This is a genomic window from Caballeronia sp. NCF2, from assembly GCF_023631205.1.
Lineage (GTDB): Bacteria > Pseudomonadota > Gammaproteobacteria > Burkholderiales > Burkholderiaceae > Caballeronia > Caballeronia zhejiangensis.
Genome location: NZ_JALQDN010000008.1, coordinates 1 through 19,458, shown reverse-complemented (window position 1 = coordinate 19,458; position 19,458 = coordinate 1). Strand labels below are relative to the sequence as shown.

Below are 19,458 nucleotides of genomic sequence, written 5' to 3'. Positions count from 1 at the left end.
ACGCTTAACGGCCCGTTTCACGCGATAAGCGAACGCCCATCGCGACGCGTCTGATCGCAGTCAATACCGCGAGTGCGATCAGTGCACGCCACAGCCAGACGAACGTCGAACCGACCGGCAGCCCCATTCCGAACCAGAGCGCAAATGCCCCGAGCGCCAGCGCGCGGTCGCTCTTGCCGAATGGCCCGTCGTAGCGACGATCCGCGCCGGCCAGTGGTCCGATCAGTCCCGCGCACTCGACTACGCACGCCGTCCAGGCGAAAAGCCACACGTCCGATGGCGCGAAAGCCGGCACGGCCAGAAACGGCAGCACGAGCGCCGTGTCCGAGATCACATCGCCTAGTTCGTTCAGGTAAGCGCCCAATGCGCTCTTATGGCCGTGTTCGCGCGCAAGCATGCCGTCGATGGCATTCAGCGCCATGCGGATGAAAAGCCACAGCGGAATGAGCAGAAACAGACCGCGCTCGGGATAACCGAGCCACGCCGATGCACCGACTGCCATCGATCCAAGCATCGCGGCTACCGTGACCTGGTTTGCGGTCACGCCTCGCCGCGCGAGCCAATTTGTGAATGGACGAAGCAGAATTTGGAAGCGCGGCTTGAGTGCGTAGAGGCTCATTGCGATGTTTTCGCCGGTTCGTCGACCATGCCTGACGTCCCGATGGATCGAAAAAGCCGCTACTATCAGGGCACTTTTGCATCCCGTCAACCGTTAGGATTGCAGAGCCTCGTTGTTATGCAGTTCTGTTATCACTTGCTAAACATCTGACACATCTTGTCAAGACCACTTGCTCCGTCGATGCGCATGTGAACGGAATATAAATAAGCAATCCACACCACTACCGACTCATGAAACGGATATATGCCTGGCAACGCGATTTACTGTTATCTCTCGTTCGGTTGGTCGCTGGAGCCTACCCAGTCTGTCATGTCCCTCGTGCAGGCGAAACTCAACAGATCTACTTCTCGAATCACACGAGCCATATCGACACACTCGCTATCCTCGCTGCGTTGCCGCGCAGTTTGCGCGATTCCGTGCGGCCCGTTGCTGCGCGCGACTACTGGAACGCCAACGCGCTCAAGCGACATATCGCGCAGAAACTGCTGAACGTCGTGCTGATCGATCGTCGACGCGAAGGAGATGGCGATCCGCTCGATCCGGTTCGCGATGCGCTCACGAAGGGGCATTCGGTGATTATCTTTCCCGAAGGCACACGTGGCACGGATGCTTTGCCGCAAGGCTTCAAGAGCGGACTCTTTCATCTGGCAAGCGAGTTTCCCGGCATCGCCCTCACGCCGGTCTATCTCGAGAATCTTCAGCGGATCATGCCCAAGGGCGCGATCTGGCCGATTCCGTTGATCTGCAAAGTCCATTTCGGCGCGGGCGAAGCGCTTCGGGCGACCGACGACAAATCTGCTTTTCTCACACGCATGCGCGATGCGATCGTCGCGCTGGCGCCATCGGCTTGCTCAGACTGAGCTTGCTGCAACAACATCTCCGATTCTCGAACATGCCAGAACTGTTTTGGAAATTGATCGCGGGCGTGGCGGGCTTTCTCGCCGTCGCGACCGTGACAGGCGCCATCCTCGCCGCCCGGCCGAATGGCAAGAGCGCGACTATCGTCAACCTCAATGAACGCATCCGCGCGTGGTGGGGCATGGTCGCCGTCATGGCGATCGCCATTGGCCTCGGCGAGACTGCAACTTATGTGGTCTTCGCGCTACTGTCATTCCTCACGTTGCGCGAGTTCATAACACTCACCCCGACCACGCCGAGCGATCACTCGACGCTGTTCCTCGCGTTCTTTGTCGCGGTTCCCGTTCAGTACATTCTGCTTGGCATCAACTGGTACGGCATGTATTCCATCTTCGTACCGGTGCATCTCTTCTTCGCGATGTCACTAGTATCGGCGCTGACGCAGGATACGCGCGACTTTCTGAGTCGCAATGCACGCATTAACTGGGCGCTGATGGTCTGCGTCTACGGCCTGAGCCACGCCGCCGCGCTCCTGACACTCGACATTCCCGGCTATCGCGGGCAGAACGCGTTATTGCTCTTCTACTTCCTGCTCGTCGTGCAGATCAGCGATGTCTTGCAGTACGTCGTGGGGAAACTGTTCGGCAAGCGCAAGATCGCACCCGTGCTTTCGCCTTCTAAAACGGTCGAAGGCTTCGTCGGCGGTGGCGCGCTGGCGACCCTTTGCGGCGCGGCGCTTTACCGGATCACGCCATTCGGCTTCGGCGCGGCGCTCGGCATGTCGTTCGCCATCGTTCTGGCGGGGTTCATCGGCGGGCTGGTTCTTTCAGCGGTGAAGCGTTCGCTCGGCGCGAAGGACTGGGGCTCGATGCTCGCCGGACACGGCGGCATGCTCGATCGTGTCGATTCGATCTGCTTCGCCGCGCCTGTGTTTTTTCATCTGGTCAGATTCGTTTATGTGTGACGTCTGCGAGCCCGCCCCGCCCCACCGCTCCGCTAGAATCGAGCCTTCAGCGCAACGGCCGCGCTCTACGAAGAAAACGGGCACTCATGAAAATCGCCACCTGGAACGTCAATTCCCTCAAAGTCCGCCAGCAGCATGTCATCGACTGGCTCGCGCTCTCGGGCGTCGACGTGCTGTGCCTTCAGGAACTGAAGCTCCCCGACGAGAAATTTCCCCGCGCCGAACTCGAAGCCGCCGGCTACAAAAGCTGGTTCGCCGGGCAGAAGACGTACAACGGCGTCGGCATTCTGGTGCGCGCCGATGCGGGCTTCGAAGTCGATGAAATCAGCGTCGTGCGCAACATTCCCGGATTCGAAGATCTGCAGCAACGCGTGATCGCCGCGACGATCGACGGCGTGCGCATCATCTCCGCATATTTCCCGAACGGACAGGCGCCCGGCTCCGAGAAATTCGCCTACAAGATGCGCTGGCTGGACGCACTGCGCGAATGGTTGCGCGAAGACATGGCGCGTCATCCGCAGCTCGCGTTGCTGGGCGATTACAACATCGCGCCGGAAGACCGCGACGTGCACGATCCGAAAGCATGGGAAGGCCAGAACCTCGTGTCGCCCGAAGAGCGCGCGCACTTCGCGCAACTCGTCGGGCTCGGCCTGACCGATGCCTTCCGCAAGTTCGAGCAGGCCGAGAAGCTCTTTACGTGGTGGGATTATCGGATGATGGCGTTTCGCCGCAACGCGGGGCTGCGCATCGACCACATCCTGCTGTCGGCGGAACTGGCCGCGCGCTGCACGTCATGCGAAGTCGACAAGGTGCCGCGCAAGTGGGACCAGCCGTCGGACCACGCGCCCGTGATCGCGACGATCGGCTGATCCCGTCGTAACGACGCTCACGCGTCGAGATGCAACTCCTGAATCTTGCGCGTGATCGTATTGCGGCCGATGCCCAGACGCTCCGCCGCCTCCACCTTGCGCCCGCGCGTGAAGTCGAGCGCCTCGCGGATCACCGCCGCTTCGAAACGGCGCGCGAGTTCGTCCATGACATCGGCGGAATTCTCGCGCAACAGTCGCGCGACTTCCGTGCGCAAGCCGTTCTCCCACACGCTCGCCGCGACGCCCGCCGGCGCCGCCGCGATCGGCGCGGATCCGGCGCCGTTCACGGCATTGGGAACCGGCGCGACCGCGCCATCCGTCGATACGGCGAGACTCTCGGCGCTCACCTCCTGACGCGACGTGAGATCGGGCGGCAGATCCTTCTGCTCGATCACCTGCGCGGGCGCCATCACCGTGAGCCAGTTGCACAGGTTCTCCAGTTGACGCACGTTGCCGGGAAACGGCAGCGACGCGAGATACGCGAGTGCATCGTCCGACACGCGCTTGGGCTCGACACCCAGATCGCGCGCGCTCTTCTGCAGGAAGTGTCGCGTGAGCAGCGGGATATCCTCGCTGCGTTCGCGCAACGCCGGCAGACGCAGCCGAATCACATTCAATCGGTGATACAAGTCCTCGCGAAACAAGCCCTGCCGCACGCGCGATTCGAGATTCTGATGCGTCGCCGCGATCACGCGCACGTTCGCCTTCAGCGGATTGTGCCCGCCCACGCGATAGAACTGCCCGTCCGACAGCACGCGCAGCAGGCGCGTCTGGAGGTCGAACGGCATGTCGCCGATTTCATCGAGAAAGAGCGTGCCGTTCTCGGCTTGTTCGAAGCGGCCCTGACGCATCGCCTGCGCGCCGGTGAACGCGCCGCGCTCGTGCCCGAACAGTTCGGACTCCAGCAGATCCTTCGGAATCGCCGCCGTGTTCAGCGCGATGAACGGTCCGTTTGCGCGTGGGCTATGTCGGTGCAAGGCGCGCGCGACAAGCTCCTTTCCGGTGCCTGATTCGCCCGTGATGAGCACGGTCGCCGCCGAATGCGACAGACGGCCGATCGCGCGGAACATGTCCTGCATCGCGGGCGCCTGACCGAGCATCTCGGGCGTCTCGGTCACGCGCTCGTCGACCGACGCTTCGCCGCGCATGCTTTCATCCACGGCGCGGCGGATCAGCTCGACGGCCTTGTCGACATCGAATGGCTTGGCGAGATATTCGAAGGCGCCGCCCTGAAACGCGGCCACTGCGCTGTCGAGATCCGAGAACGCCGTCATGATGATGACAGGCAAGCCCGGCAAGCGGTCGCGCACGGTCTGCAGCAGTTCCAGCCCGGACCCGCCCGGCATGCGGATGTCCGAGACGAGCACTTGCGGGCTTTCTCCTTCGAGCGCGGCAAGCGCGTCGCGCACGCCGGAGAAGCTGCGCGTCGTGAAGTTTTCTCGTGCGAGCGCCTTTTCCAGCACCCAGCGGATGGATTGGTCGTCGTCTACTATCCAGATCGGCTTCATATCGTTCGGCGAGAAGTCTTCGTGTGGTTCGGTGTGAGCCCGTCGAAACGGTCAGGCGTCAAAGCATGCGGCACTACGTTCCTTGGCGTGAAGTCGCTGGTCAATTCTCGAACGGCAACAGGATGGCGAACTCGGTACAGCCCGGCCGGCTTTCCACTTCGATCAGCCCATCGTGCTGATGCACGAACGACTGCGCGAGCGTGAGGCCGAGACCGCTGCCGTCTTCCCTGCCCGATACGAGCGGAAAGAAGATCCGGTCGCGGATTTCGCTGGGGATGCCGGGACCGTTGTCAGTGATATGCAAGTCCAGTGCCAGTTTGTGCAGCTTCTTGCCGATGGTCACCTTGCGCGCGATGCGCGTGCGCAGCTCGATCTTCGCATCGCCTTGTGAGATGCGTTCCTTCAGCGCTTCGGCCGCGTTGCGCACGATGTTCAGCAGCGCCTGAATCAACTGTTCCTTGTCGCCGCGCAGATCGGGCACGCTCACGTCGTAGTCGCGCTCGATCGTGAGGCCGCGCGGAAACTCCGCGAGGATCACCGCGCGCACCCGCTCGCAGACTTCGTGGATGTTCACGTCGCCGACGATATGCGGATGCCGGTGCGGCTCCAGCAAGCGATCGACGAGCGTCTGCAGCCGATCCGATTCCTTGATGATGACCTGCGTGTATTCGCGCAGTTCGTCGCGTTCGCGCGCGCCGAGTTCGAATTCGAGCAACTGCGCCGCACCGCGAATGCCGCCGAGCGGATTCTTGATCTCATGCGCGAGATTGCGGATGAGCTGCTTGTTGACCGCGGTGAGATCGTGGATACGCTCTTCGCGGTCCGTGCGCAGATGTCGCTCGTTCTCGAAGAGTTCGAGCAGCACGTATTCCGGCGCGGCTTCGAGATAGCCGACGATCGCATGCACATGCACCGGCTCGCGATTCTGCCTCTCGAGCACCGCGTCGAGCCGCGTCGCATTGAAGCGGTTCTCGGCGATCGACGCGATCGTGGTCGCGAGCTCGTCCGCGTTCGCGAAGAGGTCGGGCCAGTTCGTCTGCGTCAACTGCTTGCGCGACATTTCCAGCATCGCTTCGGCCGATGGATTCGCATACGCGATCCGCAGATTGCGCACGTCCAGAACGAGCACGTTCGTGGGCAGCGCCTCGAAGCCGGGCAGCAGTCCGCTTGTCGCGAGCTGCGTATTGTCGGAGAGCGCATCGGCGTGGCCTTTGCGCGCCTTGATCAGATTCTTGAGCACCATCGTGCAGTCGATGAGGTCGTTCGTGACACCGATCTTCTTATCGTTTCATGACACTGAGCAGCGATTAAAAAAGGGACGGCGCGCCGTCCCTTTGGATCACTGTTCAGCACACGTCGCGCGCCTCATCGGACTGCTCACGACAAAACGCGCTTCGATCATGCTGCTTTACAGCGAGTAGTACATCTCGAACTCGATCGGATGCACCGCCTGACGATAACGCTGCAGCTCGTTCGTCTTCAGTTCGATGTATGCGTCGAGCATCGAATCCGTGAACACGCCGCCGCGCGTCAGGAACTCGCGGTCCGCGTCGAGTGCGTCGAGCGCCTGGTCGAGGCCCGCGCAAACGGTCGGGATCTTCTTGTCTTCTTCCGGCGGCAGGTCGTACAGATTCTTGTCCGCGGCTTCGCCCGGGTGAATCTTGTTCTGCACGCCGTCGAGACCCGCCATCATCAGCGCGGAGAAGCACAGGTACGGGTTCGCGAGCGGATCCGGGAAGCGCGTTTCGATACGGCGGCCCTTCGGATTCGAGACGTGCGGAATACGGATCGATGCCGAACGGTTGCGAGCCGAGTAAGCCAGCTTCACCGGCGCTTCGAAGTGCGGCACGAGGCGCTTGTACGAGTTCGTGCCCGGGTTCGTGATCGCGTTCAGCGCGCGCGCATGCTTGATGATGCCGCCGATGTAGAACAGCGCGAATTCCGACAGACCCGCGTAGCCGTTGCCCGCGAACAGGTTCTGACCGTCCTTCCAGATCGACTGGTGAACGTGCATGCCCGAACCGTTGTCGCCGACGACCGGCTTCGGCATGAACGTCGCCGTCTTGCCGTACGTGTGCGCCACGTTATGGATGATGTACTTCATCTGCTGCAGCCAGTCCGCGCGCTGAACCAGCGTCGAGAACTTGGTGCCGATTTCGTTTTGGCCCTGGCCCGCCACTTCGTGGTGATGCACTTCGACCGGAATGCCGATCTGCTCGAGCAGCAGACACATTTCCGAGCGGATATCCTGGAACGTGTCGACGGGAGCGACCGGGAAGTAGCCGCCCTTCGTGCCCGGACGGTGGCCGGTGTTGCCGCCTTCGAATTCCTTCGCCGACGACCACGGTGCTTCTTCCGAGCCGATCTTCACGAACGTGCCCGACTGGTCCGTGTTCCACTGCACCGAGTCGAAAATGAAGAATTCCGGCTCCGGACCGAAGTAGGCGGTGTCGCCGAGGCCCGAGCTCTTGAGATAGGCTTCCGCGCGCTTCGCGAGGGAACGCGGGTCGCGCTCGTAGCCCTTGCCGTCGGCCGGCTCGACCACGTCGCAGGACAGAACCAGCGTCGATTCTTCGAAGAACGGGTCGATGAAGGCGGTGTTCGCGTCCGGCACGAGCAGCATGTCCGACGCTTCGATGCCCTTCCAGCCTGCGATGGACGAACCGTCGAAAGCGTGGCCGCTTTCAAATTTGTCTTCGTCGAATGCCGAGACCGGCACGGAAACGTGTTGTTCTTTGCCGCGCGTGTCGGTGAAGCGGAAGTCGACGAACTTGACGTCCTCGTCCTTGACGAGTTGCATGACGTCGGCCACGGATTTACTCATTACCTATCTCCTGATTAACAAAAGTCGGCGAATCGCTTCGCCGCCCCGACCAATCCTGTACATCGATTCAATCGAGGATGGAAAAGCAGCTTCCGTGCCAAGCGCACCATCTTCGCGCTAAGCGCTTGAAGCAGCGCGCGTTTTGGGTGAAACCACTTCGCTTTCGATGGCGGCGTTCGTGTCGCCGTCTCCGCGTCGAGCACCAAATCAGTGCAGCACGGTTTGTCTGATATTTATTCAGCACTTTTATAGTGCATCCGAGTCTTCTTGCACCAATTTCGCGCGCGGCGTCGAAACTGCGCGCCACGCTAGAATGATTCTTTGCGCCTACGGAGACCCATACGTCATGAGCACGCTCGAACAGCTGTATGCCCAGGCCGGCAAACGCGCCGCCGAAAACAATCTGACCTACGCGGGCGCGTTCTCACCCGCCGAAGCATTTGAATTACTGCAACTCGACCCGCGCGTACGCCTCGTCGACGTTCGCACCCGCGCCGAACTCGATTGGGTCGGCCGCCCGGCCATCGATGGCGCTCAGTACGCGCACATCGAATGGATTCGCTACCCCGGTTCCGTGCCAAACGCCGAGTTTATCGAACAATTGCGACAGGTCGCCACCCCGGATACGCCTGTCGTGTTTTTGTGTCGCAGCGCCGCGCGCTCGAAGCTCGCTGCGGTCGCGGCGCAGAAGGAAGGCTACGCCCAGGCGTACGACCTGCTCGAAGGCTTCGAAGGCGACAAGGACGGACAGGGGCATCGGAAAACGGTATCGGGATGGTGTTTCCGCAAGCTGCCCTGGATCGGGGCTTGAAGGTTTTGCTCAAGCACGCGCGTCGAGCAAGGTCCGCACGCGCCTGACCCTCGCTTCATCGACGGGCGCCAGAGACTTCCCATCGACGCGCACGCCCGAGCCAAAGTGCACCGCTTTCACGCGCGTCGATGCGACGAACGGCGCGACCGCATCGACGGTCAATCCGGCGCCCGCCAGAATCGCGCAGCGCGTTCCCACCGCGTTTTCGACGAGCTTCGAAATCGTTTCCTGAGCGTCCAGCACGGAAGGCTTGCCGCCCGACGTCAGCACATTCGTGACGGCACCGAACTGCAGCAGCGTATCGAACGCAGCGAGCAGATCGCGTGTTTCGTCGAATGCGCGGTGAAACGTGAGCTGCAGGCCATCCGCTGCTTCGATCACGCGCGCGAGGCCGTCGGTGTCGACGGAGCCATCGGCGCGCAGCATCCCCACGACGATCGCGTTCGCGCGCGTCTTCGCGATCGCGCGAACATCGCGCAGCATGACCGCGTAGTCGTCGGCATCGTAGACGAACGAGCGGCTGTGCGGCCGCACGATCACGTTCACCGGAATCCCGACCGCCTCGATCACCGATTCGATCAGGCCGATGCTCGGCGTCAGTCCGCCCTCGCCCATCGCGGTGATGAGTTCGAGACGGTCCGCACCGCCGCGCTCGGCTGCCCGCGCGTCGGCGACGGTCGTGGCGATCACTTCCAGCAGCGTCACTTCGCTTCCTCCGGCGGCACTTCCACGACTTCACCGCCGAGCGCGATCACGCCCTCGCGCAGCACGTCGAACGCCGCGTTCGCCTGCTCTGGATCGCCCTTCACGCCCAGATCGATATGCGCGCGCTCGTAAAGCGCCCCGCGCGTAGCATCGCCGACGCTCGGCAGGCTGAACGCACGCACGCCCTCGAAGTCGCGCTCGATCGAAACCATCAGCGGCGTGATGCGCGACTCGGGCAGGCCGAAGACGAGCAGCGACCGCTCGACATGCGGCGTCGCGTGATGCAGATGCGCGTACTTCGTGTCGAGCACCCATTCGATCATCGGCCAGGCCATGACCGGAAAGCCCGGCACGAAATGATGATCGCCGACCGAAAAGCCCGGAATCTTGTTGTAGCTGTTCGGGATGATCTCTGCGCCGCGCGGAAACGTGCCCATGTTCAGCCGATGCAAGTTCTCCGGTGACTCCAGCTCGACCGGCTTGCCTGCCTGCGCCGCCGTATCGCGGATGCGCGCGCGGATCAGTTCCGCCGCTTCGGGATGCAGCTCCAGCGGCACGCCGAGCGCCTTGGCGGCGCACTGGCGCGTGTGGTCGTCGGGCGTCGCGCCGATGCCGCCCGTCGAAAACACGATATCGCCCGATGCGAACGTGCGCGCGAGCGTCGCGGTGATGCGCGCGGGATCATCGCCGACGTATTCGGCCCAGTCGAGCGACAGGCCGCGCGCGCCCAGCAGTTCGATGATTTTCGGCAGGTGCTTGTCGGTGCGGCGGCCGGACAAGATTTCGTCGCCGATGATGATGACGCCAATGCCCATGAATGCCCCTTTGCTTTTTTCGTGCTTACAGTGAAACGTCGCGGGATTCGACCGTGATCGCCGGGAATTGCGGCTCGCTCGCGCGCAAGCGCTCCAGCGCGTGCAGGCAGTAATGCGCGAACCAGAGCGCCGAAAACACGAGGATGAACGCATACGCCCAGATCGTCACGGCGGCGACGACCGGAAAGAGCGGCAAGAGCCAGACGGACCATGCCCAGAGCATCGTCGGGACAGAACTGAGCAGGCCGCTCACGATGCCGATCGCAAGCAAGGGCCAGCGTGCATCGCGCACGATCGCGCGGCGCTCGTCGGCGCTCGCGTGAAGCGCGAGCGCGTCGTAAGTCATCACGCGATACGTGAGCCAGCCCCACAACAGCGGCGGAATCAAGGCGAAGAACGGCGGAATGAGCCACAGCGGCAGCGTGACGACGAGCAGCACGAGACAGACGACCGTGGTCACGACCGAGTGTCCGAGACTGCCGTACCACGAGCCGCCGCGCCGCTCTTCGAGCGATGAGTAATGACCTTTCGGGCGACGTGTGAGGAGCTTGACGACGCCCGGCATCGACAACGTGGCGATGAGCAGCAGCACCGTCACGACGATCAGCGGCACCGTCATGATGACGACGAGAAACGGCGCGATCACCGCGTGCAGCGACGAAAAGCCGACGGCATCGAAGAGACGGTACATCCACGAGGTCAGCGCCCACGCGCTGAGCCAGTCGTTGGCGGCGCCGGTAAGCGTCTGCCAGAAGAACCAGAGCACCGCGCCCCAGACCACGGTGGCGACGCCGAAGGGCATCAGCGTCAGCCAGAGCATGCGCGGATGAAAGACGTTCGCAAGCGCGCGCACGAACGAACGCAGCAAGTCACTCATGCGTGTTTCTTAAAAGAAGAAGGAACCGACAGGATAAACCAGCGCCGCGCACGGGCGCTGGTCGAACCGGAGACGCTCAGACGGCCGCCGAGTTGTCGGAAGCGGACGCACCCGCACGGCGAGCGGAAAGGCGCGCGGCGATGCGCTTGAACGCGAGCCAGTGCTGTTCGACGAAGCCGTCGCCGTAATGGACGGGCGCAACGCCCGGCGCACCGAGCTGGTCGCGAATGCCCGTCGGCTCGACGGTGCGGTCGAACGACGCCGAGCGGAAGATGATGTCCCAGAACGAGAACAGCACGCCGAAGTTGCAACCGTAAGTCGTGCCTTCGTGACCGAAGCCGATCGCGTGATGGCGGCGATGAAACGCCGGACTTACGACAATGCGCTCCCCGAGCCAGCCGAAGTGCATGCGGATGTTCGCGTGCTGCACGCTCTGCATGAAGTTGGTGATGGCGACGAGCACGACGAACTGCGACGGCTCCACGCCGATCACGAGCGCGACGCACGCGAAAAAGCTCGCCTGAAGAACGTCGTCGAGCAGATGGTTGCGGTCGTCGGTCCAGAGCGACATCTTCTGCTGGCTGTGATGCACCGCGTGCAATTCCCACCAGATGCCGAAACGATGCTCCAGCCGGTGATACCAGTATCCCGCCAGATCGAGAATGAGCAGATAGATGACGAACGTGACGAGCGGCTGCGTCGTCACGCCGGGCCACAGGTTGTCGATCTCGAGATTCGGCACGTTATGGAGGCGCAGCCAGCTCTGCATCGAATCGAAGAGCGGCTGGAACGTGAAGAAGAAAAACAGATTGAGGATGCCGAGCTTGACGATCCACGTGTAGAGCACGTCCACGCGCACGCCTTTGCGGTCTTTCCACTCCTCCGCCGGGCGGAAAGCTTCGAGCGGCCGCAGGATCGCGTACATCGCGAGCACTTCGAGCACGCCGACGATCACCCAGTACAGCGCGTCGTAGGTGTCTTCGTCGTAGTCCATCATGCCGATCTTGAACAGGACCGGCTGCACGACATCGACGTAGAGCTGCGTCTGAAGCCAGGAAACGAGACCGTCCAGCGACGAAAGAATGGAATGAAACATGGTGCTCCGTGGTGCGTGCGGCCGTCCGGGACCGGCCATCCCTCAATCGTAGTACAGGGCGCGAATGCGCGCCCTGTTTGCTTACGCCCCGTTCGGCGCCGTCACCGGCGCGCGATTGTAGAAGTAGATGCCGTGCGGCGAGCGGCCGACCTTGATGGTTTCGATCAGCTTACGATTCGCCAGGTCGATCACGCCGACGTGCTTCGCGAAGCGGAACGTAACCCACAGATACTTCTTGTCGGCGGAAAGTTCCATGTCGTCGGGGCCGGGCAAGAGACCGGTGATGTCGCCGACGTTCGTGAGCGTGTCCTCGTCGATGATGCTGATCGTGTTCGCCACGCGATTCGAAACGAGTACGTGCTTGCCGTCGACCATCGAGCGGAAGTTGTGCGCGCCCTTGCCGGTCGTGATGGTCTTGACGACCTTCTGGTTGCGCCAGTCGACCACGGCCACGTAATCCGCGCCGGTCATGCCGACGAGCAGATATTTGTCGCCCGGCGTGAGCCAGACGCCCGCGGGCACCTTGCCGACCTTCATCTTCCATTTGACGGTCTGCGTCGGCAGGTCGATCGCCGCGATTTCGCCGGACACCTGCAGCGAGATGAACGCGGTCGAGCTGTCGTTCGTGAACGCGATGTGGCTCGGCATCGTGGCGAGCGGCAGGCGCTTCGCGACGCTCAAATTCTTGCCGTCGAAATGATAGATATCGAGGCGATCGAGGCGCAGACCCGTCGAGACGAACCATTTCTTGTCCGGCGAAAAGCCGAGCTGATACGGATCTTCGATGTCCTGCACCCAGCGCTGGAACGCGCCGGTTTTCGGATCGACGAACATCAGGTTGTTCGACACCGAATTCGCAACGATCAGCGATGAGCTGTCGGGCGTGGGCATCAGGTGATGCGGCTCTTTGCCCGTCGGCACGGTGCCGACGACCTGATGCGTGTTTTCGTCGATGAGACTCAGCGTGGCTTCCGCCGAGTTGAGCACGATGACATTGTTGGCCAGTGCTGCGGAAGCGACCAAGGCGGCGCCGGTTGCGATGGCTGCGCGTGCGGCGAAGGCACGCACACGGCCGGAACGGAAAATATTGCGCATGAAAAGTAGGCTTCGGAGGGCAGGCGTCATTGTAGAACGTTTGCCTCGCGCGGCGGGTTGACGAGCGAGGTCTTTTTGCGCAATACGTTGATTCTTTGCGTCTTTCCAGCGGAAACCTAACGCTGCATCGATTCCCACACCTTGTGGAGGCGTTTTACCGAGACCGGCATCGGCGTGCGCAGTTCCTGCGCGAACAGCGATACGCGCAATTCCTCCAGCAGCCAGCGATATTCGGCAAGCCGCGCATCCGCGACGCCGCCGCGCTGCGATAACGCGCGCTGATAGTTCTGCGCGAGCGGCTGCAGATCGGCGGCGAGACGCGCGTCGCGGGCCGGATCGGCCTTGAGCTTGTCGACGCGCTGCGCGATCGCCTTCAGATAGCGCGGAAAATGCGCAAGCTGCGCATACGGCGTATCGATGACGAAACGCTTGCCGATGAGCGCGCTCAATTGCGCCTGCATGTCCGCATAGGCCGACGCGAACGATTTCACCGACGCCAGCTTTTTGACGAGCGCCGCATATTCGTTGAGGATCGTGCCGACGAGCCGCGCGATTTCGTTCGCGAGCAGCGTCAGACGCCCTTTCGCGGCGTCGCGGCGCGCGTGGAAGCTGGCGTCGTCGTCGGGCAGCGGGTCTTGCAGGCACGCGCGATCGAGCGCCGTTTCCACGATCTGATCGCGCAGTTCGTCCGCCGTGCCGAGCGCCATGTATTGCATCGACATCTCCCGCAGGCCCGGCAGATTTTTCTCGAGATAGCGAATCGGCTCGCGCAACTGCAGCGCGAAAAGCCGGCGCAATCCCGCGCGATGAATACGCACCGCTTCCTCGGGCGAATCGAACACTTCGACGTCGCAATGCGTGCCGCGATCGACGAGCGCCGGATAGCCGAAGAGCGTCTGCCCGCGCCGGCGGATTTCCAGCAGCTCGGGCAGCTTGCCGAAGTTCCACGTCGTGAGGTTCTCGTAGAGCGCGGTTCCTTCGCTTGCCGGTTGCTGTGCGGGCGGCGTATCGGAGTCCCCGGAAAGCGCATCGAACGCCGCCGCCGACGTCAGTTTCTGGAACTGCTGCTGCGCCTGCCCGCCGAGTTCCGCGCGCAACTGCGCGAGATTGCGGCCCATCGCGAGCTGGCGGCCGTGTTCGTCGATCACCTTGAGGTTCATGAACAGGTGCGCGGGCAGCGTTTCCAGCTTGAAATCGGCGCTTTTCACGGCGATTTGCGTCTGCTCGCGAATATCGGCGATGAGCGATTCGACGAGCGCGCCCGCGCCGAACTTCGGCCCGCCATGACGCCCGGCGAAAGCCGCGGCGTATTCCGGCAACGGCACGACGTGACGGCGCAGCTTCTGCGGCAGCGACTTCAGCAGCAGTTGCACCTTCTCCTTGATCATGCCGGCCACGAGCCATTCGACGCGGCGCGCATCGACCTGATTCAGCCCGTAAAGCGGCACTTGCAGCGTGACGCCGTCGCGCGGCGAACCCGGCTCGAAGTGATACGTCAGCGCCATTTCGATGCCCGACATCGTCATGCGCTTCGGAAACAGATCCGTCGTGACGCCGGCAGCTTCGTGACGCATGAGGTCGTCGCGCGACAGGAACAGCAGCTTGTCGTTGCCCTCTTTCTTCTGCTCGTCGCGATACCAGCGCTCGAACGCCGCGCCCGTCCAGATGTTTTCGGGGATCAGCGAATCGTAGAAGCCGTAGATGAGTTCATCGTCGACGAGCACGTCCTGACGGCGCGACTTGTGTTCCAGTTGCTCGATGTCCGCGACGAGCTTGCGGTTGTGCGCGAAGAACGGCAGACGCGTATCGAATTCGCCTTCGACGAGCGCCCCGCGAATGAACAGTTCGCGCGCGTATTTCGCGTCCTGCTTGCCGAAGCTCACGCGCCGACGCGCATACACCGTCAGGCCGTACAGCGTCGCGCGTTCGTAGGCGACGACCTGCGCGGCCTTCTTCTCCCAATGAGCGTCCGATAGCGATTTCTTCAGCAGATGCGCGCCGACCGTTTCGAGCCATTCCGGCTCGATCTTCGCGATCGTGCGCGCGTAGAGGCGGCTCGTCTCGACGAGTTCGCCCGCCATCACCCAGCGCCCCGCTTTCTTCAAGAGCGCCGAGCCCGGCCAAAGAAAGAACTTGATGCCGCGCGCGCCGAGATAATGCGGCTCGTCGTCGGCCTTGAGACCGACGTTGCCGAGCAGGCCCGTCAAGAGCGACAGATGCACCTGCTCGAAGGTCGCATCCGATTCGTTCAGACGCCAGCCGTGCTCGCGCACGACCGTCAGCAGTTGCGAATGCACGTCGCGCCACTCGCGCAAACGCAGATGCGACAGGAAATTCGCGCGACACGCATCCGCGAGCTGCTTGTTCGATTTCTTGTGCGCGACCGCTTCCTCGAACCACCTCCAGATGCGCGTCCACTGCAGAAATTCGGAGCGCTCGTCGACGAACTGCCGATGCGCCTGATCCGCCTGCTCCTGCGCCTCGATCGGACGGTCGCGCGGGTCCTGCACCGACAGCGCCGACGCGATGATCAGCACTTCCGCGAGCGCATGATGATCGCGCGCGGCGAGAATCATGCGGCCGACGCGCGGATCCAGCGGCAGGCGCGCGAGTTCGCGGCCGAGACTCGTCAGCGCGTTGTCGTCATCGACGGCGCCGAGTTCGTTCAGCAATTGATAGCCGTCCGCGATCGCGCGGCCCGGCGGCGGTTCGATGAACGGAAACGTTTCGATCGCCGTCAGATGCAGCGACTTCATCCGCAGAATCACGGCCGCGAGCGACGAGCGCAGGATTTCGGGATCGGTGAAGCGCGGCCGCGCGGCGAAATCGGCTTCGTCGTACAGACGGATGCACACGCCGTCCGCGACGCGCCCGCATCGGCCCGCGCGCTGATTCGCCGCCGCCTGCGACACCGGCTCGATCTGCAGTTGCTCGACCTTGTTGCGATACGAATAACGCTTCACGCGCGCCATGCCGGTATCGACCACGTAGCGGATGCCCGGCACCGTCAGCGACGTCTCCGCGACGTTCGTCGCGAGCACGATGCGCCGCGCGTTCGACGGCTTGAACACGCGCTCCTGCTCCTGCGCGGAAAGACGCGCGAAGAGCGGCAGGATCTCCGTATGCGGCGGATGATGCTTGCGCAACGCTTCTGCGGCATCGCGGATTTCGCGCTCGCCGGGCAGGAACACGAGCACGTCGCCGGGACCGACGCGGCACAGTTCATCGACGGCATCGACGATGCCTTCCATCAGATCGCGATCGGCTTTGCGATCGTTGCGTTTGGGCGCCGTGCCCTGCGCGTTCCTGATCGCCTCGCTTTCCTCTTCGATCGGCCGATAGCGTACTTCCACCGGATACAGCCGTCCGCTCACCTCGATCACCGGCGCGGGCTTGTCCTCGCTGCCGAAATGGCGCGCGAAGCGTTCTGCGTCGATGGTCGCGGACGTGACGATCAGCTTCAGATCCGGGCGTTTCGACAGGATTTCCTTCAGATAGCCGAGCAGAAAGTCGATGTTGAGGCTGCGTTCGTGCGCTTCGTCGATGATGATCGTGTCGTAGGCGGTCAGCAGCGGATCGGTCTGCGTTTCCGCGAGCAGAATGCCGTCGGTCATCAGCTTGACGGACGCGCCGGGCGCCAGATTGTCCGTGAAGCGCACTTTGTAGCCGACGACTTCGCCGAACGGCGTGCCGAGTTCCTCCGCGATGCGCCGGCCGGTCGCCGAAGCGGCGATGCGGCGCGGCTGCGTATGCCCGATCAGCCCGCTGCCACCCGCGCCGAGACCGCGTCCGAGCGCGAGGCAGATCTTCGGCAATTGCGTCGTCTTGCCCGAGCCGGTTTCGCCGCTGACGATCACGACTTGATTCGCAGCGATCGCGCGCGCGATTTCCTCGCGTCGGCCGGAAACGGGCAGCGCTTCGGGAAACGTGATCGGCGGAATGGGATTCGGCGTGACGACGCGCGGCGCGCGCGGCGGACGTTGCTCGCGAGGCGGGCGCGTTTCGGCCGGGCGTTCGACGTGCGACGGACGTGCTTCAGCCGGGCGTTGTTCGCGCGGCGGACGTGCTTCAACCGGGCGTTGTTTGCGCGGCGGGCGCGTTTCGGCCGAAGGTTCGACACGCGGCGCAGGTTGCGGCTGCGGCTGCGGCTGGCGCGCTTCGACGGGCTTCGGCTGCTGAACGCGCGCCGGACGCTGCGGCCGCGCACCTTGTTCACGCCTCGCGTCTTCGCGTTTCGGGGGCGCTTGCGTGGCAGCTTGCGCCGTGTCGCGCGGCTTCGGCGGACGTTGCGCCGTGACCTCCGCTTTCGCGGGCCGCTCTTTCGATTGCGCCGCCTTCTTCGGTTGCGAAGGAGCCTCCGCCGCCGCTTTCCCGCCCGCGAACCGCTGCGCGGCGCGTTCCTTCTTGCTCAAACCCGCCGCTTCGCCGGAATCGGACGTGCCCGCGCCCTCCCGCGTCTCGCGCAGCAGACTTTCACGCAGTTGTCGCAACTGCTCCTGAGTATCGAGGGATTTGTCGGCGGACTGAGACTTGCCCGCCTGATCGGGGCGTGAGGGACGAGAAACATTCGGCATAGCGTCGCATTATAATCCCGGGATGAATTCCCAAACCGACCTCACGATGACCGCGACGCAGCCGGCAGTCGAGCCCGAAGCGCCGAATCCCCACGCCCAGTTCGTCGACTGGATGCGATCCGTCGCGCCCTACATTCACGCGTTTCGAAACAAGACTTTCGTTGTCGCGTTCGGCGGGGAACTCGTGCAGGAAGGTCGCCTCAACGCGCTCGTGCAGGACGTCGGCCTGTTGCACGCAATGGGCATCCACGTCGTGCTCGTGCACGGCTCGCGTCCGCAGCTCGACGAGCAACTGAGCCTGCACGGCGTCGAGTCGTCGTTCTCTCACGGCTTGCGCATAACGGATGCCCGCGCGCTCGAATCCGCGAAAGAAGCCGCCGGCGAAGTGCGTCTCGACATCGAGGCCGCGATCAGCCAGGGCTTGCCGAACACGCCGATGGCGCACGCGCACATCAGCGTGGTGTCGGGCAACTTCGTGACGGCGCGGCCGGTCGGCATTCTCGATGGCGTCGATTTCCAGCACACTGGCGTCGTGCGCAAGATCGACGGCGATTCCATCCGCCAGTCGCTCGCGTCGAACAAGCTCGTGCTGCTGTCGTCGCTCGGTTTTTCGCCGACGGGCGAAGCCTTCAATCTGTCGATGGAAGATGTCGCGTCCGCCGCGGCCATTGCGCTGCGCGCCGACAAGATCATTTTCGTGACCGAAATTCCGGGTCTCGGCGACTCGGAAAACGAGCTGATCCGCGAAATGTCGCTCGACGACGCTTATCGCTTGCAGGAAAGCGGCGAATTGCAGGGCGACACGGCGTTCTATCTGAAGCATACGGTGCGCGCGTGCCGCGGCGGCGTTGCGCGCGGCCACATCATTCCGTATTCGCTCGACGGCAGCGTGCTGCTCGAACTGTTCCTGCACGACGGCGTCGGCACGATGATCTCGTACGAGAATCTCGAAAGCCTGCGCGAAGCGACGCCCGACGACGTCGGCGGCATTCTCACGCTGATCGAGCCGCTCGAATCCGACGGCACGCTCGTACGGCGCGGACGGCACCAGATCGAGCGCGACATCGACCATTTCTCGGTCATCGAGCACGATGGCGTGCTGTTCGGCTGCGCGGCGCTCTATCCGTACACACAGGAGCGCATCGGCGAAATGGCCTGCCTGACGGTCGCGCCGGAAGCGCAAGGTTCGGGCGACGGCGAACGCCTGTTGAAGCGCATTGAACAGCGCGCCCGCGCACGCGGCTTGACGCGCATTTTCGTGCTGACGACGCGCACCGAACACTGGTTCCTGAAACGCGGTTTCGTGAAAGTGACCGTGGACGATCTGCCCGAAGATCGCCGGCGGCTCTATAACTGGCAGCGCAAGTCGCTTGTCCTGATGAAACAGCTTTGAACATGATCCAAGAAGCGTCGAACGGCGCTTTGCCCCCGATACAGAGGAGAAACTCACAATGGCCCGAATGGTTCAATGCGCGAAGCTCGGCAAGGAAGCCGAAGGACTCGATTTCCCGCCGCTGCCGGGCGAGCTCGGCAAGCGCATCTACGAAACGATCTCGAAGGAAGCCTGGCAAGGCTGGCTCAAGCAGCAGACCATGCTCATCAACGAGAATCGGCTGAACATGGCCGATCCGCGCGCACGCCAGTATCTGATCAAGCAGACGGAGAAGTATTTCTTCGGCGAAGGCGCCGATACGGCGTCCGGCTACGTGCCGCCGCAAAGCTGAAATCGCGCGTTCATCGCATCGCAAAAACCGGCCCGAGCGGCCTAATGCCGTTCAGTTAGCGCTGAACGGCATTTTTGTTTGTGGAGCGAGAAGTGGTTGTAAACGGAGCGCCGGGCTGT

The 19,458-nt window shown here is 63.0% G+C and carries 16 protein-coding genes; 6 read left to right on the top strand and 10 right to left on the bottom strand.

The annotated features are described in order from the left end of the window. Positions 1–4: 4 nt before the first annotated feature. Positions 5–619: a CDP-alcohol phosphatidyltransferase family protein gene (locus tag NCS02_RS05260; protein WP_008350520.1), complete on the bottom strand. Its 615-nt coding sequence runs from the start codon at positions 617–619 to the stop codon at positions 5–7. 230 nt (positions 620–849) lie between these two features. Here NCS02_RS05260 and NCS02_RS05255 point away from each other — a divergent pair, with 230 nt between their 5' ends. The 3 genes from NCS02_RS05255 (at position 850) to xth (ending at position 3,310) form a co-directional block, all read left to right on the top strand. Beyond that, positions 850–1,479, top strand: a complete 630-nt coding sequence (locus NCS02_RS05255) for a lysophospholipid acyltransferase family protein (protein ID WP_034474110.1) — start codon at positions 850–852, stop codon at positions 1,477–1,479. A 32-nt stretch (positions 1,480–1,511) separates the two neighbouring features. Further along, the gene (locus NCS02_RS05250) at positions 1,512–2,441 is read left to right on the top strand and encodes a phosphatidate cytidylyltransferase (RefSeq protein WP_034474132.1); all 930 of its coding nucleotides are present in this window, start codon (positions 1,512–1,514) and stop codon (positions 2,439–2,441) included. 86 nt (positions 2,442–2,527) lie between these two features. Further along, the gene (gene xth / locus NCS02_RS05245; RefSeq protein ID WP_008350523.1) at positions 2,528–3,310 is read left to right on the top strand and encodes an exodeoxyribonuclease III; all 783 of its coding nucleotides are present in this window, start codon (positions 2,528–2,530) and stop codon (positions 3,308–3,310) included. Positions 3,311–3,327: 17 nt separating this feature from the next. Here xth and ntrC read toward each other — a convergent pair whose 3' ends face one another. From ntrC to glnA, 3 genes are all read right to left on the bottom strand, one after another. Further along, positions 3,328–4,818, bottom strand: a complete 1,491-nt coding sequence (ntrC, locus tag NCS02_RS05240; RefSeq protein ID WP_008350524.1) for a nitrogen regulation protein NR(I) — start codon at positions 4,816–4,818, stop codon at positions 3,328–3,330. Between the two features lie 100 nt (positions 4,819–4,918). Next, positions 4,919–6,061, bottom strand: coding sequence for a nitrogen regulation protein NR(II) (glnL, locus tag NCS02_RS05235; protein WP_250519349.1), 1,143 nt, complete (start codon positions 6,059–6,061; stop codon positions 4,919–4,921). Positions 6,062–6,226: 165 nt separating this feature from the next. After that, positions 6,227–7,642, bottom strand: a complete 1,416-nt coding sequence (glnA, locus tag NCS02_RS05230) for a type I glutamate--ammonia ligase (RefSeq protein ID WP_008350526.1) — start codon at positions 7,640–7,642, stop codon at positions 6,227–6,229. Between the two features lie 346 nt (positions 7,643–7,988). On the opposite strand from glnA, the gene NCS02_RS05225 reads away from it, so the two are divergent. Then, entirely contained in the window at positions 7,989–8,453 is a 465-nt protein-coding gene (locus tag NCS02_RS05225; RefSeq protein ID WP_008350527.1) for a rhodanese-like domain-containing protein, read from the top strand. Positions 8,454–8,462: 9 nt separating this feature from the next. Here the strand turns inward: NCS02_RS05225 and NCS02_RS05220 are convergent, their stop codons facing one another. The 6 genes from NCS02_RS05220 to hrpA form a co-directional block, all read right to left on the bottom strand. Next, positions 8,463–9,158 carry a copper homeostasis protein CutC gene (locus NCS02_RS05220; RefSeq protein WP_250434386.1) on the bottom strand — a complete coding sequence of 232 codons (696 nt, stop codon included), beginning with the start codon at positions 9,156–9,158 and terminating at the stop codon, positions 8,463–8,465. Then, on the bottom strand, positions 9,155–9,973 hold the full coding sequence (locus NCS02_RS05215) for a competence/damage-inducible protein A (RefSeq protein ID WP_008350529.1): 819 nt from the start codon (positions 9,971–9,973) through the stop codon (positions 9,155–9,157). Before NCS02_RS05215 ends, NCS02_RS05220 begins: the two co-directional genes overlap by 4 nt. A 25-nt stretch (positions 9,974–9,998) precedes the next feature. Next, positions 9,999–10,850 carry an EI24 domain-containing protein gene (locus NCS02_RS05210; RefSeq protein WP_008350531.1) on the bottom strand — a complete coding sequence of 284 codons (852 nt, stop codon included), beginning with the start codon at positions 10,848–10,850 and terminating at the stop codon, positions 9,999–10,001. Positions 10,851–10,926: 76 nt separating this feature from the next. After that, positions 10,927–11,946, bottom strand: coding sequence for a sterol desaturase family protein (locus NCS02_RS05205; protein WP_008350532.1), 1,020 nt, complete (start codon positions 11,944–11,946; stop codon positions 10,927–10,929). An 81-nt stretch (positions 11,947–12,027) separates the two neighbouring features. After that, complete coding sequence (locus tag NCS02_RS05200; protein ID WP_034474119.1) at positions 12,028–13,041, bottom strand: YVTN family beta-propeller repeat protein; 1,014 nt, start codon at positions 13,039–13,041, stop codon at positions 12,028–12,030. A gap of 116 nt (positions 13,042–13,157) precedes the next feature. Then, positions 13,158–17,615 carry an ATP-dependent RNA helicase HrpA gene (hrpA, locus tag NCS02_RS05195; protein WP_250522905.1) on the bottom strand — a complete coding sequence of 1,486 codons (4,458 nt, stop codon included), beginning with the start codon at positions 17,613–17,615 and terminating at the stop codon, positions 13,158–13,160. A 22-nt stretch (positions 17,616–17,637) separates the two neighbouring features. Between hrpA and argA the strand changes: the two genes are divergently transcribed. Beyond that, entirely contained in the window at positions 17,638–19,008 is a 1,371-nt protein-coding gene (argA, locus tag NCS02_RS05190) for an amino-acid N-acetyltransferase (RefSeq protein ID WP_033536863.1), read from the top strand. A gap of 58 nt (positions 19,009–19,066) precedes the next feature. After that, on the top strand, positions 19,067–19,339 hold the full coding sequence (locus NCS02_RS05185) for an oxidative damage protection protein (RefSeq protein WP_008350541.1): 273 nt from the start codon (positions 19,067–19,069) through the stop codon (positions 19,337–19,339). Positions 19,340–19,458 lie beyond the last annotated feature (119 nt).